Annotated in this window: 13 protein-coding genes, 1 tRNA gene and 1 pseudogene; 12 read left to right on the forward strand and 3 right to left on the reverse strand. The window is 62.2% G+C overall.

Annotation, left to right across the window (positions count from 1 at the left end):
* Positions 1-222: 222 nt before the first annotated feature.
* The 4 genes from B0G77_RS32065 to folE2 all read left to right on the forward strand — a co-directional run bounded on the left by B0G77_RS32065 (position 223) and on the right by folE2 (position 4,346).
* Positions 223-531, forward strand: a complete 309-nt coding sequence (locus tag B0G77_RS32065; RefSeq protein ID WP_133665890.1) for an exodeoxyribonuclease VII small subunit — start codon at positions 223-225, stop codon at positions 529-531.
* Positions 528-1,409 carry a farnesyl diphosphate synthase gene (locus B0G77_RS32070; protein ID WP_133665891.1) on the forward strand — a complete coding sequence of 294 codons (882 nt, stop codon included), beginning with the start codon at positions 528-530 and terminating at the stop codon, positions 1,407-1,409. The genes B0G77_RS32065 and B0G77_RS32070 overlap by 4 nt, the downstream gene beginning before the upstream one ends.
* A gap of 87 nt (positions 1,410-1,496) precedes the next feature.
* Positions 1,497-3,404: a 1-deoxy-D-xylulose-5-phosphate synthase gene (gene dxs / locus B0G77_RS32075; protein WP_133665892.1), complete on the forward strand. Its 1,908-nt coding sequence runs from the start codon at positions 1,497-1,499 to the stop codon at positions 3,402-3,404.
* 132 nt (positions 3,405-3,536) lie between these two features.
* A complete protein-coding gene (gene folE2 / locus B0G77_RS32080; RefSeq protein ID WP_133665893.1) occupies positions 3,537-4,346 on the forward strand; it encodes a GTP cyclohydrolase FolE2 in 810 nt (269 codons plus the stop codon).
* Positions 4,347-4,423: 77 nt separating this feature from the next.
* Here folE2 and tsaD read toward each other — a convergent pair whose 3' ends face one another.
* Entirely contained in the window at positions 4,424-5,449 is a 1,026-nt protein-coding gene (gene tsaD / locus B0G77_RS32085; protein WP_133665894.1) for a tRNA (adenosine(37)-N6)-threonylcarbamoyltransferase complex transferase subunit TsaD, read from the reverse strand.
* A gap of 101 nt (positions 5,450-5,550) precedes the next feature.
* Between tsaD and B0G77_RS32090 the strand changes: the two genes are divergently transcribed.
* The 8 genes and pseudogenes from B0G77_RS32090 (at position 5,551) to B0G77_RS32125 (ending at position 15,843) form a co-directional block, all read left to right on the forward strand.
* Positions 5,551-6,768, forward strand: a complete 1,218-nt coding sequence (locus tag B0G77_RS32090) for an NAD(P)/FAD-dependent oxidoreductase (RefSeq protein ID WP_243751289.1) — start codon at positions 5,551-5,553, stop codon at positions 6,766-6,768.
* A 69-nt stretch (positions 6,769-6,837) separates the two neighbouring features.
* Complete coding sequence (gene rpsU / locus B0G77_RS32095; RefSeq protein ID WP_133665896.1) at positions 6,838-7,050, forward strand: 30S ribosomal protein S21; 213 nt, start codon at positions 6,838-6,840, stop codon at positions 7,048-7,050.
* Between the two features lie 259 nt (positions 7,051-7,309).
* Positions 7,310-7,756, forward strand: coding sequence for a GatB/YqeY domain-containing protein (locus B0G77_RS32100; protein ID WP_133665897.1), 447 nt, complete (start codon positions 7,310-7,312; stop codon positions 7,754-7,756).
* 78 nt (positions 7,757-7,834) lie between these two features.
* On the forward strand, positions 7,835-9,712 hold the full coding sequence (gene dnaG, locus B0G77_RS32105; RefSeq protein WP_133665898.1) for a DNA primase: 1,878 nt from the start codon (positions 7,835-7,837) through the stop codon (positions 9,710-9,712).
* A 79-nt stretch (positions 9,713-9,791) separates the two neighbouring features.
* Positions 9,792-12,185, forward strand: a complete 2,394-nt coding sequence (gene rpoD, locus B0G77_RS32110; protein WP_133665899.1) for an RNA polymerase sigma factor RpoD — start codon at positions 9,792-9,794, stop codon at positions 12,183-12,185.
* 141 nt (positions 12,186-12,326) lie between these two features.
* A tRNA-Ile gene (locus tag B0G77_RS32115) sits at positions 12,327-12,414 on the forward strand.
* Positions 12,415-13,345: 931 nt separating this feature from the next.
* Complete coding sequence (locus B0G77_RS32120) at positions 13,346-14,308, forward strand: IS5 family transposase (RefSeq protein WP_133665900.1); 963 nt, start codon at positions 13,346-13,348, stop codon at positions 14,306-14,308.
* A gap of 270 nt (positions 14,309-14,578) precedes the next feature.
* Positions 14,579-15,843 (forward strand): annotated as a pseudogene (locus B0G77_RS32125) (IS110 family transposase).
* 62 nt (positions 15,844-15,905) lie between these two features.
* On the opposite strand, the gene B0G77_RS44760 reads toward B0G77_RS32125, so the two are convergent.
* Positions 15,906-16,283 carry an IS4 family transposase gene (locus B0G77_RS44760; protein WP_243751290.1) on the reverse strand — a complete coding sequence of 126 codons (378 nt, stop codon included), beginning with the start codon at positions 16,281-16,283 and terminating at the stop codon, positions 15,906-15,908.
* A complete protein-coding gene (locus B0G77_RS32130; RefSeq protein WP_243751291.1) occupies positions 16,258-17,286 on the reverse strand; it encodes an IS4 family transposase in 1,029 nt (342 codons plus the stop codon). The genes B0G77_RS44760 and B0G77_RS32130 overlap by 26 nt, the downstream gene beginning before the upstream one ends.
* Positions 17,287-17,413 lie beyond the last annotated feature (127 nt).

Below are 17,413 nucleotides of genomic sequence, written 5' to 3' on the forward strand. Positions count from 1 at the left end.
ATTTAGGGAGCCCGCGATTATACCCGTTTCCCCCTGACTGGGGCGCTTAAGTGCCTGATTTGGGTCAAAATTGTTGCGAAAGTTCGCGTTTTGAGGGCGGAGTCGACAGCTTTCTTTCTGGCGGGTGCAAGCTGGCGGATAGTGAAGGTAAGTCCACCAGCGGGTCGGGAATTGCGCTTTTGCCGTAGAATGTCCGACTTGTTTTAATTTTGCGACGACCTCATGGCGAAGACCGCATCGAAGGATACCGCTGCCTTACCCGGACAGGACGCCCCAGGCGTGCCCCTGCCAGAAAACTACGAGGCGGCGGTCGCGGAACTGGAAGGCCTTGTCGGGCGCATGGAAGGCGGCAGTCTGAGTCTCGAGGAATCGCTGTCGGCCTACCGGCGCGGCGCGGCTCTCGTGGCTTTCTGCCAGCAACAACTGGAAAAGGTCGAGCAGCAGGTGCGCGTACTCGATGGCGAGACGCTCAAGCCGCTGCCGACAAATGCCGCAGGCACAGCCGCTGGGGAGAGCGGAGACGACCTATGACTTTCGAACAATGGATGCGATCGGTGCTCGATCGCGTCGAGACGGCACTCGAAAACCATTTGCCGGCGCAGACGACCGAACCCGCGCAGCTTCATGAGGCGATGCGTTACGCCGTGCTCGGCGGTGGCAAGCGGGTACGCCCTTTGCTGGTCCATGCGGCAGGTGAGCTGACGGGCGCGCGCGCGGAATGTCTGGACGCGGCTGCGGTTGCGCTGGAGATGATCCATGTCTATTCGCTCGTGCACGACGACATGCCCTGCATGGACGACGATGCGCTGCGGCGCGGCAAGCCGACGGTACACGTCAAGTACGACGAACCGACGGCGCTGCTGGTTGGTGATGCATTGCAGTCGCAGGCTTTCGTCACGCTGACGTCGGATGTGCTGGCCCCCGTCCAACAAGCTGCGCTCGTGCGTGAGCTGGCGCTGGCGAGCGGCTCGATCGGTATGGCCGGCGGCCAGGCGATCGATCTGGCGAGCGTCGGCCACACGCTGACGCGGCCGCAACTGGAAACGATGCACCGGATGAAGACCGGCGCGTTGCTGCGTGCTTCGGTACGCATGGGCGCGCTGGCAGGCGAAACACCGACGGACGACGCGATGAAGTCGCTCGACGTTTATGCAGCTGCCGTGGGCCTCGCGTTTCAGGTCGTCGACGACATTCTCGATGTGACGACCGATTCCGCCACGCTTGGCAAAACCGCAGGCAAGGACGCGAAGGACGGCAAGCCGACCTACGTGTCTATCATTGGGCTCGAGGCGTCGCGTGCACTTGCTGCACAGCTGCGCACGGACGCACACAACGCGCTCTCGCCTTTTGGCGCGCGTGCGCAGCGTCTGTCAGAGCTTGCTGACCTGGTTGTAGACCGGGTTAGTTGAACGCGAAAGCCCGCCGCCGTGCACGATTCGTAAGGGGTGTGCGCGAATGAAGTGCGGGCGCGTAAGTTTTCCTACAATGGAACGACGATGTACGACTTGCTGAAAACCATCGACGACCCGGCGGCCCTGCGTCGCCTCGATCGCCGCCAATTGCAACCGCTTGCTGACGAGTTGCGTGCCTTCGTGCTCGACAGCGTGTCGCAGACAGGCGGCCACCTGTCGTCCAATCTCGGGACGGTCGAACTGACCATCGCGCTGCACTATGTGTTCGACACGCCGCGCGACCGGATCGTCTGGGATGTCGGCCATCAGACCTATCCGCACAAGATCCTTACGGGCCGTCGCGACCAGATGCATACGCTGCGTCAGTACGGCGGCATCTCTGGCTTCCCGCGCCGCGACGAGTCGGAGTACGACACGTTTGGCACCGCCCACTCCAGCACGTCGATTTCCGCGGCGCTCGGCATGGCGATCGCGAGCAAGCTACAGGGTGAGAACCGCATGGGCATCGCCGTCATCGGCGACGGCGCGATGACCGCCGGCATGGCTTTCGAAGCGATGAACAACGCGGGCGTCGAAGATGACGTGCCGCTGCTCGTCATCCTCAACGACAACGACATGTCGATTTCGCCGCCGGTTGGCGCGCTGAATCGACATCTGGCGCGCCTGATGTCGGGTCGCTTCTACGCGGCCGCGCGTGCGGGCGTCGAACGCGTGCTGCGCGTCGCGCCGCCGATGCTCGACCTCGCCCGCAAGCTCGAAGAGCACGCCAAGGGCATGATCGTGCCGGCCACGCTCTTCGAGGAGTTCGGCTTCAACTACATCGGGCCGATCGACGGTCACGATCTCGACTCGCTGATCCCGACGCTGCAGAACATCAAGGAACTGCGGGGTCCGCAATTCCTGCATGTCGTGACGAGGAAGGGGCAAGGCTACAAGCTGGCCGAGGCCGACCCGGTGCTGTACCACGGCCCGGGCAAGTTCAATCCGGCCGAAGGCATCAAGCCGTCGACTGCGCCCAGCAAGAAGACCTACACGCAGGTGTTTGGCGAATGGCTGTGCGATGCGGCGGAACTGGACGCGCGCGTGGTCGGCATTACACCGGCCATGCGTGAAGGCTCCGGCATGGTCGAGTTCGAGAAGCGCTTCCCGGACCGCTACTTCGATGTGGGCATTGCAGAGCAGCACGCGGTGACCTTCGCCGGCGGTTTGGCGGCCGACGGCATGAAGCCGGTCGTCGCGATCTATTCGACGTTCCTGCAACGCGCCTATGATCAGCTGATCCACGACGTGGCGCTGCAGAACCTGCCCGTTGTGTTCGCAATCGATCGCGCGGGTCTGGTCGGCGCTGACGGCGCAACGCACGCGGGCGCGTACGATCTTGCGTTCATGCGCTGCATCCCGAACATGACGGTGATGGCCGCATCGGACGAAAACGAGTGCCGTCAGATGCTCTATACGGCGCTGCAACAGCCGAATCCGACGGCAGTGCGTTACCCGCGCGGTGCGGGCACGGGCGTCGCGACGGTCAAGCAGATGGCCGCAATTCCGCTCGGCAAGGGCGAAATCCGGCGCGAAACGTCGCAGCCGGTTGGCAAACGCATCGCGATCCTCGCGTTCGGTACGATGGTTGCGCCGTCGCTCGCGGCTGCTGAGCAACTGGACGCCACGGTGGCGAACATGCGTTTCGTGAAGCCGCTTGACGAGGAACTCGTCCGCAAGCTGGCGGAAACGCACGATGCGCTCGTCACGGTTGAAGAAGGCTGCGTGATGGGCGGCGCAGGTTCGGCGTGCGTCGAATCCCTGCTGGCGAGTGGGGTTATTAAGCCCGTACTACAATTGGGTCTTCCCGATCGCTTCATCGACCATGGCGACCCCGCCAAGCTTCTCGCGCAGTGTGGTCTGGACGGCGCTGGAATCGCGAAGTCCATTCGCGAGCGCTTCGTGGATCAAGCTGCCGGCTCAGCAGGCAAGTCGGTCAAGCGCGTCGCGTGATGCTGTTGCCATCCTGAGGATGGCAACTCTCCAACATGATTCGAAGGGTCTTCGGGCCCATCATGCAGCGCCGGCGTGAGCCGGCGCTTGCGGTTGTGCGCATCGTCCGGCGCAACCAGTGAGGATAACAAGATGAATCAGATGAACCCCGCCTTTGTGATGCCCGACGTCCAAAGCACGCCCGATACGCGTCAGATCCCGATCCAGCGCGTAGGCGTGAAGGGGGTGCGGCATCCCTTGACGGTTCGTACCCATGGCGGCGAAGTGCAGCCCACGATCGGCACCTGGAACCTGGACGTTCATCTGCCCGCGGATCAGAAGGGCACGCACATGTCGCGTTTCGTTGCCTTGCTCGAAGAGAACAAGGCGCCGCTCGAACCTGCTACGTTCCGCAAGATGCTGGCTTCGATGCTCGAGAAGCTCGAAGCGCAAGCCGGCCGCATCGAAGTTTCGTTTCCGTATTTCGTGAACAAGACGGCGCCGGTGTCGGGTGTGCAGAGCCTGCTCGACTACGAGATCACGCTCACGGGCGATACGCGCAACGGCGCGACCCGTGTATTCCTGAAGGTGCTGGTGCCGGTAACGAGCCTGTGCCCCTGCTCGAAGAAGATCTCGCAATACGGCGCTCACAATCAGCGTTCGCACGTCACGATCAACGCCGAACTGGCCGAAGACGTGCCGGTTGAAGACCTGATCCGCATCACTGAAGAAGAAGCCTCTTGCGAACTGTGGGGTCTGTTGAAGCGCCCGGACGAGAAGTTCGTCACCGAGCGCGCGTACGAAAATCCGAAGTTCGTCGAGGATCTCGTGCGCGATGTCGCGCAGCGTCTGAGTGCGGATGCGCGAATCGTCGCGTATGTGCTTGAGGCTGAGAACTTTGAATCGATCCACAATCACAGCGCCTATGCCGTGATCGAACATGACAGGCGTCTGGCGCAATAAGCGCCATGTGCCTCGCAGGAAAACAAACGGCCGTTGGTGCGGCCGTTGCTGTTTTTACCGTGCGAAGGTACTGCGCTTCATCGTGCCAACGAAGAAAGATCCCAGCGCGGCTTCACCGTGAATGCGTAGTCCTTGCCGGCCTGCTCGGGCCAGCGCTGCAGCCGCAGCGCGCCGGCGAGCGCGATCATCGCGCCGTTGTCGGTGCATAGAGACAGGTCGGGATAGTGGACGTCGAAGCCTCGTTTTTTTGCCGCGGCGGAAAGCGCTTCGCGCAGTTGCTGGTTCGCGCCAACACCGCCCGCCACCACGAGACGCTTGAGTTTCGTCTGCTTGAGCGCTGCCAGCGATTTGGCCGCGAGCACGTCGACAGCCGCATCGACGAAGCCACGAGCAAGATCGGCTTTCGCCTGTTCGCAAACGTTTGAACCGAGCTTCCTCACCTGCGTGAGTACGGCCGTTTTCAAGCCGCTGAAGCTGAAATCGAGGTCGCCGGAATGCAGCATCGGACGCGGCAGCGATACTGCGCCGGGTGTGCCGAATTCGGCCAGTCGCGACACTTCCGGGCCGCCGGGATAGCCAAGGCCGAGCAGCTTGGCGGTTTTATCGAAGGCTTCGCCGGCGGCGTCGTCAAGTGTCTCGCCGAGCGTTTCGTACACGCCGACGTCGGTGACACGCATCAACTGGGTGTGGCCGCCCGACACGAGCAGCGCGACAAACGGAAACGGCGGCGGCTCATCGACGAGGAGCGGCGACAGCAGATGCCCTTCGAGGTGATGGATGCCGATCGTGGGTTTGTCCCACGCCATCGCGAGCGAGTTGGCAATGCTTGCGCCGACCAACAGCGCGCCGGCGAGCCCCGGACCTTGCGTATAGGCGATCGCGTCGATCGCCGTGCGCGCGGTGCCGGCCCGCCCCAGCACTTCTTCGAGCAGCGGCAGCGCACGACGGATGTGGTCGCGTGACGCCAGCTCCGGCACCACGCCGCCGTACTCGCGATGCATGGCGATCTGCGAATGCAACGCATGCGCGAGCAGGCCGCGCTTCGTGTCGTAGAGCGCGAGACCGGTTTCGTCGCAAGAGCTTTCGATGCCGAGAATGAGCATGATCCGGGAGGCTGGACGCTCGCCTTCGAGGCGTCCGATAGGTAAAGGCAAGCCTGAAAGTATAGCAGTGCCGCCTTGGGGCCGCAGGTACAATGCGCCCCATGGAACCCTTCGATATCGCGGTCATCGGCGCGGGCGCAGCCGGGATGATGTGCGCGGCAGTGGCGGGCCAGCTTGGCCGGCGCGTCGTGTTGATCGATCATGCTCCTCGTCTGGCCGAAAAAATCCGCATTTCCGGCGGCGGCCGCTGCAATTTCACGAACCTGTACGCCGCGCCGGCCAATTTTCTGTCGGCGAATCCGCATTTCTGCCGCTCGGCGCTCGCGCGCTATACGCCGCGCGATTTCATGGCGCTGCTCAAACGCTACCGTGTGACATGGCACGAGAAGCACAAGGGGCAGCTATTCTGCGACCAGTCGAGCGAGGCCGTCATCGACGTGCTCAAGAGCGAGTGCGACGCCGGCGGCGTCACATGGCGCCGGCCGCTGGTGGTCGAAGAGGTGAGGCGCGAAGCCGCCGACGGATTCACCCTCGAAACCCATGCCGGTCCGATCCGGGCGCGCGCCCTTGTGGTAGCGACGGGGGGATTGTCGATTCCGAAGATCGGCGCGACCGACTTCGCCTATCGCACGGCGAAGCAGTTCGGCCACAAGCTGATCGACACGCGTCCGGCGCTTGTGCCGCTGACCTTCGCCGCTCACGACTGGGCGCCGTTCTCGGCGCTGTCGGGAGTGTCGCTCGAAGTCCAGTTGGCGACCGGCAACAAAAAGACCGGTTGTGAGTTTGTCGAAGATCTGCTGCTCACCCATCGCGGACTGTCGGGACCCGGCGTGCTGCAGATTTCGAGCTACTGGCACCCAGGCGAGCCGATTCACGTGAACCTGCTGCCGGAACGGGACGCCGCGACCGCGCTGTTGGAATCCAAAACCGGCACGCGGAGACAGATCGCGAACCTGCTGGCCGAATGGGTGCCGACGCGGCTCGCGCACGTCTGGCTGGAGACACATGCCATTCCGGCCGAGGCGCGCGTCGCCGATCTGCCCGACAAAACCCTGCGCAAGATCGGTGAGGCGTTGTCGCGCTGGTCGCTCACCCCGAACGGAACCGAAGGCTACCGTAAGGCCGAGGTGACGCGCGGGGGGATCGACACGCGTGAGCTGTCGTCTTCGACGATGATGAGTGCCCGCGTGCCGGGGCTGTATTTCATCGGCGAAGCCGTCGACGTAACCGGCTGGCTAGGCGGCTACAACTTCCAGTGGGCGTGGGCATCAGGCGTGGCGGCCGGACAGGGGGCGGCGGATTACGTGCTTGGGGCTTGACGGCGCCGTGCCTTTGTGCGAAACGTCTGCTATACTCCCCAGCCTTTACAAAGTTCCCGTTGTTGAAAAATGACGATCATCCGCGTAAAAGAAAATGAGCCCTTTGAAGTTGCAATGCGCCGGTTCAAGCGCACGGTCGAAAAAAACGGCCTCCTGACCGAACTTCGCGCGCGCGAATGTTACGAAAAGCCAACGGCCGAACGGAAGAGGAAGAAGGCAGCAGCGGTGAAGCGCCATTTCAAGCGCCTGCGCAGCCAGCAACTGCCAAAGAAGTTTTACTGATTCTGGCGTCGTCGCTACTTCTTGCGGAGCGGCGGCAACCCAACAAGTGATGGCATCCAGTATTCGATGCCACCATACGCGGAAAAACCTGGCCCGCGAGGCCATCCCCGGTGAGGCCGCATCCATTACGCGAATCCGCGACGACCCGCTTGAGGAAAGTGTCCCAAGCGGGTTTTTGTCTTGAGGCGCGTGCCTTGCCGGATGGTTTTCAGAGCCTGTTTCGTCAGGCTTGTTCAAATTCAACGCATGCGGGTGAGTGATGAGTCTCAAGGATCAGATCAACGACGACATGAAAGCGGCCATGCGGGCGCGCGAGACCGAACGTCTCGGCACGATCCGACTGTTGCTCGCCGCAATCAAGCAGCGCGAAGTCGATGAGCGCGTGACGATCGACGATACCGCCGTGACGGCCGTCATCGACAAGATGATCAAGCAGCGCAAGGACTCGATCAGCCAGTTCGAAGCGGCTGGACGCAACGACCTCGTCGAAAAGGAAGCCGCCGAACTGGCTGTGCTGAGCGCCTACATGCCGCAGCAGCTGTCCGAAGCGGAAGTCGCGGCGGAAGTGCAGGCGGCCGTTGCGCAGACGGGTGCTGCCGGTCCGCAGGACATGGGCAAGGTCATGGGTGTGCTGAAGCCGAAGCTCGCTGGCCGTGCCGACATGACGGCTGTGTCCGGGCTCGTCAAGGCAGCGCTCGCGAAGTAACTCCCTTATCAGGAAGCGGCCGGCCCGCGCATCGGCGGGACGTGCGGTTTCCGTGTATTCAAGGCTGCGCCCCCCACTGTGATTCCGCATTCGTTCCTGCAGGATCTGCTGAACCGCGTCGATATCGTCGACGTGGTTGGTCGCTATGTGCAGTTGAAAAAGGGCGGCGCGAACTTCATGGGGCTCTGCCCGTTTCACAACGAAAAGAGCCCTTCGTTCACCGTTAGTCCGACTAAGCAGTTCTATCACTGCTTCGGTTGCGGCGCGCATGGAACCGCGATCGGATTTCTGATCGAGCATGCAGGTCTGACGTTTCCCGAGGCGGTCAACGAGCTGGCACAATCGGTCGGTCTGACGGTGCCGCAGGAGCCATCGCCAATGCGCGGCGGCGGTGCTGGCGGCGGTGGCGAAGGTTACACGCCGGCCGTGTCCAGGGCCGTCACGACCGCACTCTCCGATGTGATGCAGACCGCGTGCGACTTTTATCGCAAGCAGTTGCGAGGTGCGACGAACGCGATTCAGTATCTGAAGAAGCGTGGCCTCACGGGGGAGATCGCCGCCCGTTTCGGACTCGGCTATGCGGCCGATGGCTGGCAGAACCTCGAAGCCGCGTTCCCCAACTATCGGGATGATGCACTGGTCGAATCGGGGCTCGTCATTGTCAGCGAAAAGTCGGACGCTCAGGGTCAGAACCGCCGCTACGACCGGTTCCGCGAGCGGATCATGTTCCCGATTCGTAATGTGAAAGGGCAAGTGATCGGTTTCGGCGGCCGTGTCCTCGATGGCGGCGAGCCAAAGTATTTGAATTCCCCGGAAACGCCGCTATTTAACAAGGGCAGCGAGCTGTACGGGCTGTTCGAGGCACGCCTCGCGATCCGCGAACAGCGTTACGTTCTGGTGGTCGAAGGCTACATGGATGTGGTCGCGCTGGCGCAACTGGGGTTCCAGAACGCGGTGGCGACCCTCGGCACGGCCTGCACACCGATTCATGTGCAGAAACTGATGCGCCAGACGGATACGGTAATTTTCAGCTTCGACGGCGATTCGGCCGGCCGCCGCGCCGCGAGGCGTGCGCTGGACGCCTGTCTGCCGCACGCGGCGGACAACCGGACCATTCGCTTCCTGTTCCTGCCGACGGAGCACGATCCAGACAGCTTCGTGCGCGAGTTCGGCCCGGATGCGTTCGCTGAGCACGTCGAGCGGGCGATGCCGTTGTCGCAGTTCATGCTGAACGAGGTGCTGACCGGCAAGGAGCTGGATCAACCGGAAGGCCGGGCGCGTGCGCTCTTTGACGCCAAGCCGCTGCTGCAGGCGCTGCCCGCCAATGCGCTGCGCGCCCAGATCATGCATATGTTCGCCGACCGGCTCGATGTGCCGTTCGACGAGGTGGCCGCGCTCTGCGAGGTCGACGCCCGGATTGCTGCGGCGTCCCGCGCCGCGCCGCCGCGCAAGGACCGGCGCAGCGTGACGGGAATCGAGCAGCGGGCGCTGCGCAACCTGGTGATGCATCCGCGCATCGTCAGCGTACTGGATGAGGATGCGGAACAGGCGCTGCTGACGGTTACCCGGCACGGCGAACTCTTCGAAGAAGTGACAACGCATGCGCGCGCACTGGGCGAGGCAGCCGAGTTTCAGTTGCTGTCGGACCTGCTCAGAAACGGCGCAAATGCCCCGACTTTCGAAGAAATTTTCCGCGATATTCTGGACTATGATGAAAACGTGAGGGATTTGCTGCTAAAGGATCCGGAGGACCAAACCGTCATCGAAGAGCGCCGCGAGCAGGAGCGGATCGTTGGTGAGGAACTGAAGGCCGCGATCCTCAGGATGAGTTACGACGCATGCTGTGACAGGCTTGAACAGTTGTCCCGGCAGTCAAGACATACGCCGGAAGAATTCACGGAACTGGCAAAGCTGAATCAGAAGCGGGCCGACATGAAACGTCAGCTCGGGCTGTAAGCAGGGAGGGACTGAAAACCGGGGTGCTATAATAAAAGGTTTTCAGCGGTTTGTTTTCCAAGCAAAAGGGCGAATTGCGATGGTAAAGACTACAGGCGGAAAGAAGGCGGCGGGCACAGGCTCCAGGGAGCCGACCAGAACGGTTACGCAGGCCAGGTTCACTTCTTCCGCGAAAAAAGGGTCTGCCACGGACGTTACGCCCCCCCCGAGGGGAAAGTCCTCGACCGTTTCTGCCGCGCGAGCGGCGCCGTCTCTGGCGAAAGCCTCAAAGGCCTCCCAGCCGGCAACGAAGCGATCGGGTTCTAGAAGTGCAAGGGAAGCGGCTGCCGCCCAGGACGATGCGGTGGTGCGCGAAACTCCAGTATCCACGGTTCAACCGGCTGTCGTCCAGCAGCCGCGAGTCGAGACTACAGCCGGTATGGCGAACTCCATGACGAAAAAGCTGAACGAAGTATCCGTCGATGACGACGCAGCCCAGAGCGAAGAAGCAACTCCGGTCGCTCCGGGAAAAGGCGAAAAGGCCAAGGCACGCGACCGCCGCGCGAAGGAAAAAGCGCTGCTGAAGGACGCTTTTGCCTCCACGCAGCCGGGCACCGCTGAAGAGCTCGAAGAGCGCCGCTCGAAACTGCGCGCGCTGATCAAGCTGGGCAAGGAGCGCGGCTTCCTGACGTATGCCGAAATCAACGACCATCTCCCGGATAACTTTGCCGAGACGGAGGCGATCGAAGGCATCATCAGCACGTTCAACGACATGGGCGTGGCCGTCTACGAGCAGGCACCCGACGCCGAAACGCTGCTGCTGAACGACAACGCGCCGGCGGCTTCGTCGGACGACGAAGTTGAAGAAGAAGCGGAAGTGGCCCTCTCCACCGTCGACTCCGAATTCGGCCGCACGACCGACCCGGTCCGCATGTACATGCGTGAAATGGGTACCGTCGAGCTGCTGACGCGCGAAGGCGAAATCGAGATCGCGAAGCGCATCGAAGACGGCCTCAAGCACATGGTGATGGCGATCTCCGCGTGCCCGACGACGATTGCCGACATCCTCGCGATGGCCGAGCGCGTCGCGAACGAAGAGATCCGTGTCGATGAACTCGTCGACGGTCTGATCGATGCCAACGCGGAAGATGCGGATGGCTTCTCCGAGCAGGAGGCGGAAGCGATCGAGAACGAAGAAGAGGAAGTCGAAGAGGAAGAAGAGGAAGAAGAGGAAGAAGACGACGGCACCGCGCAGGCCACCGCCAACGCGGCTCAGCTCGAAGCGCTCAAGCGCGCTGCGCTCGAGAAATTCGCGTCGATCAGCGAATGGTTCGACAAGATGCGTCGTGCGTTCGAGAAGGAAGGCTACAAGTCGAAGTCGTATCTGAAGGCTCAGGAAACGATCCAGAACGAGCTGATGACGATCCGCTTCACCGCACGCACTGTCGAGCGTCTGTGCGACACGCTGCGTGCGCAGGTGGATGAAGTGCGTCAGGTCGAGCGTCAGATCCTGCATACGGTCGTCGACAAGTGCGGAATGCCGCGTGCTGAATTCATCGCCCGCTTCCCGGGTAATGAGACGGATCTCGAATGGGCTGACCGGATCGTCGGCGAGAGTCATCCGTATAGCGCGATCCTCACCCGTAACATTCCGGCGATCCGCGAACAGCAGCAACGTCTGCTGGATCTGCAGGCGCGCGTTGTGTTGCCGCTGAAGGACCTGAAGGAAACCAACCGTCAGATGGCGGCCGGTGAGCTGAAGGCGCGTCAGGCGAAGCGCGAGATGACCGAAGCGAACCTGCGACTCGTGATCTCGATCGCGAAGAAGTACACGAACCGCGGTCTGCAGTTTCTGGATCTGATTCAGGAGGGCAACATCGGCCTGATGAAGGCGGTGGACAAGTTCGAATATCGCCGCGGCTACAAGTTCTCGACGTATGCGACGTGGTGGATCCGTCAGGCCATCACGCGTTCGATCGCGGACCAGGCGCGCACGATCCGGATTCCGGTTCACATGATCGAAACGATCAACAAGATGAACCGCATCTCGCGTCAGATCTTGCAGGAAACTGGTCTTGAGCCGGATCCGGCAACGCTGGCCGAAAAGATGGAGATGCCGGAAGACAAGATCCGCAAGATCATGAAGATCGCGAAAGAGCCGATTTCGATGGAAACACCGATCGGCGACGACGACGATTCGCATCTGGGCGACTTCATCGAAGATACGAACACGGTCGCTCCGGCCGACGCCGCGCTGCACGCCAGCATGCGCGACGTCGTGAAGGACGTGCTCGACTCGTTGACGCCGCGCGAAGCGAAGGTGCTGCGCATGCGCTTTGGTATCGAGATGAGCACCGATCACACGCTGGAAGAAGTCGGCAAGCAGTTCGACGTGACGCGTGAACGGATCCGTCAGATCGAAGCGAAGGCACTCCGCAAGCTGCGTCACCCGAGCCGCTCGGACAAGCTGAAGTCGTTCCTCGAGGGGAATTGATCGGGCGACGTGGCCGTCAGCGATTGAAGGGGGTTTCAGATCGTTTTGCTAGAGCAGGATGGTCCCAGAAGCCTCTTTTTTCGTGTAGTATGTCGGCCAAATCAGCAAACAGGCCCGGGCTTCAGACCGGGTCTTTTTATTGGGCCGGACGCCGTGCTGGTTGCAGGCAGCGGACTCATAATCCGCCTCCGAAAGGACACCGTGGGTTCGACTCCCACCCGGCCCACCAAGCCTGGCTTGGGTTTGCGGGTTTTGACTGTCAACGGACTCCGCTCCGCAAAGCTGCAGATCGCTCCGCAAATTTCCCGATCAGCGGGTCTGTCCGCCTTGTCCCGCCTGCGTTGGCCCGGTTTGGGCAGCGGACTCTTCTTGCGTCACCGCACAACACGTCGATCTGGTTTTCGACAGCGGCTGGCAGTGTCTCCTGATGTTTCGGCTTGCGTCGCGCCTGTCCTTCGGTCACCCTGACAATTCACAGGGGGCGATAACATTCGTGGATTGGTGACGACACTTCTCTCTGATCATTTGCAGTGCTGAGTAGTGGGTGGCGATCAGGCGTCAGGTGAGGCAGAGTGTTGCATAGCGCTTCTGGAAAGCTGCCGCCAGCATTGTCTGTCAGGGAGCGGGTGGACCCGGGCGAACCTGTCGCGCGGTGGCAGATTGACGGTGAGGTCGCTTGCACTCAACTGGAACGCAACCAGGCGAGCTCGCGGGTCAGGCGCTTCGGTTGCGAAGGGCTCGACGCATAGGCGCCCGTCAGGCGGCTCCCGGCCATGAAGCGTCATTCGCCCAGACCGTCGCCAGGACATTCAGGCGTCGGCTGCAGCCAGAAAGCAGCCGTTCATTTCCCGATACTGAACGTTGCTTCATCGGCCAGAGCAGCCATCCGGTGTCACAGGTAGCGGACGTCCGTGAACGGGAGCTTTCGTATCGTTTGCGCGTTGCGCTCGAGCAGATGGAATACGCAACTATCAGCCCCACAGCCCGAAAACTGGCCGGTCTGCCACTGGTTATTTCTTATCACACTGCTTCCAGCGGGCATCGTGGCGGCGACCTCCAAGCAAGGCGGCGTTCGCTTTCTCCTGGCGTTGGTGCACTTCGGCGATTAGGAGGGCGGATGGTAGGATAGGTGCCTCCGTTTCTGCCCGCTTCTTTTGCCGATGCCGCACAAGCACAACGCCAATCGTCGTCACCACATTCCGAAGATGTCGTTCAAGGTTCAGAACTGGGCAGAGTACGAGGCTGGGCTGCGCCGGCGGGGCAGTCTGACCTTGTGGATCGAAGATGCGGCGCTGGATCGGTGGCAAAGTTGTGGCCCCGATGGGCAGTGCCGCTATTCGGCCGCGGCCATCCAGACCTGCCTGATGCTGCGCATCGCGTTCAAACTGGCGTTGCGGCAAACCGAAGGCCTGATGGATTCGGTCATCACGTTGATGGGCGTGAACATCTCCGCGCCTGATCACACTACGGTCAGTCGCCGCGCAGCAAACTTGCCCCCGCTGCCGGCCGAACTGCCGTCGGGTGCGTTGCATGTGCTGATCGACAGCACCGGGCTGGAAGTATTTGGCGCGGGCCAATGGCTGGTGGAGAGACATGGGGTGAAGTCGCGGCGGACATGGCGCAAGCTGCATCTGGCGGTCGATGCCAACAGTGGCATGATCGTCGCGCAGATCCTCACGGATCAGCATGCTGACGATCCGTCGCAGGTGGCGCCGCTGCTCGATCAGATTAATGGCGAGATCGCCCGGGTGATGGCCGATGGGGCCTACGACGGCGCGCCCACCTATCAAACGATCGCGCAGCACGGTGACGGCATCAAGGTCGTGATTCCGCCGCGCGCGACAGCGGTGGCCAGCTGCGAACTGGGTCCGCCCACCCAGCGCGATCGCCATCTGGCGGCGATCAACGAGAACGGGCGACTGGCATGGCAGAGCGCAACCGGGTACGGCCAACGCTCACTGGTCGAGACAGCGATGGGGCGGTACAAGGCCCTGATCGGAGCGCGGTTGCGGGCGCGCGGTTTCGCGGCCCAGACCGAGGCTGCCATTGGCGTGGCGGTGCTCAACCGCATGCTGGCCACTGGACGTCCGAAACCCGTCCGCACTGAGCGACCCGCCGCATAATTGATCGGGGAAAGGGGCATTTCGTCCTGCGTGCGTTAAGTGCACCAACGCCACCCAAATCCGCCCCTAATGCTTGACGAAACACATAGGGGCACCCCCGTTACTATCTTCACTCCTCGATAATTGAGGATTTGGCCAGCCAGGCCCGGCATGATTCTCGCCCCCAGTCGCAGCAATGATCCGGGGGGTGTTGTCACCGGGCCTGGTGGGTGGCTGGTGATCGCTAATAGGGGCTCGGCCGGGAACATTTTGAGGCCGTCCGTAACGTGGATGCCGAGACTTGCCACCGATGTTGCAGGCCAACCAGCTCAATCTGCATAAACACTTCGATGCAAGAAAACCAACAACATGACTCCGTCGACGTCTTCGTTGGCGTTGACGTAGGTAAAGGCCATCATCACGCCGTCGCTCTCGATCGGACCGGAAAGCGCCTGTACAACAAAGCGCTTCCAAACGATGAGACCAAACTGCGCGCCCTGATCACCGAACTCAAGGCGCACGGCCAGCTTCTGTTCGTCGTCGACCAGCCCTCCACCATCGGTGCGCTGCCGCTGGCAGTCGCCCGCGACGAAGGCGTTCTGGTCGCCTATCTGCCGGGTCTGGCCATGCGCCGCATCGCCGATCTGCATGCGGGCGAAGCTAAGACCGACGCCCGCGATGCTGCCATCATTGCAGAGGCCGCGCGCTCGATGCCGCATACGCTTCGCTCACTTCGACTGGCTGACGAACCGCTCGCCGAACTCACCATGTTGTGCGGCTTCGATGACGATCTTGCCGCGCAGATCACTCAGACCAGCAACCGCATTCGTGGCCTGCTTACCCAGATCCATCCCGCACTGGAACGGGTTCTGGGACCGCGCCTCGACCATCCGGCCGTGCTCGATCTGCTTGAGCGATACCCGTCACCCGCCAAGCTCGCCTCAACCAGCGAGAAAACACTCGCCAACCGCCTCACCAAACTCGCACCTCGCATGGGCAAGAGTCTCGCTGCCGAAATCCTCCAGGCGCTCAGCGAACAGGCTGTAATCGTGCCCGGTACTCAGGCAGCAACCATCGTCATGCCGCGTCTTGCCCAGCAACTCGCGTCCTTGCGCAAGCAACGTGAAGAGGTTGCGAGCGAAGTTGAACGCCTGGTGCACGCACACCCTCTTTGGCCGGTCCTGACCAGCATGCCGGGAGTCGGCGTCAGGACCGCCGCCAGACTCCTCACGGAAGTCGCCCATAAAGCCTTCGCTTCAGCTGCGCATCTAGCCGCCTACGCCGGCCTCGCCCCGGTCACCCGACGCTCTGGCTCGTCTATCCGTGGCGAACACCCATCCAGACGCGGTAACAAGGTACTCAAGAGAGCACTCTTCCTCTCTGCCTTTGCCGCCTTGCGGGACCCGGTCTCGAGGGACTACTACGCTCGCAAGGTCCAGCAGGGCAAGCGCCACAATCAGGCGCTCATCGCGCTCGCCAGACGACGGTGCGACGTGCTGTTCGCCATGCTGCGCGACGGCAGCTTCTATCAACCGAAATCCGCCCCAAATGCTTGACGAATCACATAGGGGCACCCCCCCCGTGAAGCTCAGGATTACCCACATTTCGGCTGAGCGATCTATTCGTCCTGCCTGAAGATGCGATACATCTCGGTGATTTCATGCAGGACCAGGAAGCCACGCCACATCACGGTGGGGCCGGGTGGGTGGTCGTGCTTGCGGTTCAGATAGCCGCCGAGTTTTGCAATCCACAACACCACTTCGCCGAGCGAGGGTGTTTGAGGCGGCGGTTTGGAGGTGCGGTTAGCGCGGCTATAGAGCGCACGCCACTCGTCGGGCTGCAGAAGCACCGCGCAGGACAGATGGGGATCGACGCGGCCCAGCAACGTCGCGTACATGATGCGCCAGGCGATCACGGCAAATAACGCGGTTGACCGGACGAACCGGTCCAGATTGCCGAACTGACGCTTTTCAATGCTGCATCCGCTCTTGAGCACACGGTGCCACGACTCGATCGTCCACCGCCGCATACCAGCCAAGTCGCTCGAGCGCGTCCTCCAGCGTGATGGTCGGCACGGAACTCAGCAGCATCCATTCGAGTGGCTCAACGCCTGCCGGCGGGTCGGTTTCGAGTGCGTGAATGGCAAACACTTCGACTCCGGCGAGCCCGGGCGAAGGTCGCTTCGGCGCGCGCAGCTGAACTGGCGTGCACCGCACCGTCAGACGTGCAGTGCGCTTCGCCGCGTTGCGCTGCGCCGGCACCTGCAGTTCGGTCTCGCCCATGGGCGCTGTCGCGGTCACGGTGTCCCACAGATACCGCTCCGGGTGGGCGGTGCGGCGATCCCATGCCGCACGCACGAGCCAGTCGACGCCCGCCGGCCGCTCGGCCACAAACACCTCGTAGACGTCGCTTTCCCGGTCCCCTGTTGCCACTATCCGGGTATCGGGGCAGCGCGCCTTGAGCGCGGCCAGATGCTCGACTCCTTCGAGCCATTTGGCACTCTCCTTGTCTTCGATCGGGCGCTGCTTGCGCTGCTTCTTCTTGCCCAGGTTCGCGTCCGGGCGTGCCCAGGTCTTCATGCCCAGCACGCCGAGCGGCAAGCCCTCCGGCGTCACGGCCAGCAAGCTGTGCAGCATGAAGCCACGCGATGTGTTGCCGGTGCCGTAGCCCAGTCCTTCAGTGGCCTCGAGGTGCGTCAGATTGAATTCGGTCGTGTCCTGCACTGCCAGCACGACCGGGACCTGTGTCATGCGCTGCAGCGTTTGCTCGACGTGCGGGGCAAGAACACCGTCGGTATCGACCTGTTCGTTGTCGAAGAAACGATAGGCAGCCTTGAGCTCGGCGGCATCAAGCGAGCGCGGAAAGGAGCAGTCGGGACTGGTCGCAAGCCGCCTTGCCAGCGCGACCAGCCGACTCGTCAAACGAGCATCGCCCAGATTGGCCGCACCGAATTCGGTGTCGGCCCAGTCATGGTTATGGGCGTCGTCTACAGAAGGCAATGGCGTGTGGTTTTACGGGACTTGCTCGCAAGTTAACATCGTCTGAGCCCGTTTACAAGCGCTCTTTCTGGAAAGTTGTGGGTAATCCTGAGCCCGTGAAGAGGGGGGCAAAGTTTCGAGCGACAGC

The sequence above is a fragment of the Paraburkholderia sp. BL10I2N1 genome (assembly GCF_004361815.1).
Taxonomy (GTDB): domain Bacteria; phylum Pseudomonadota; class Gammaproteobacteria; order Burkholderiales; family Burkholderiaceae; genus Paraburkholderia.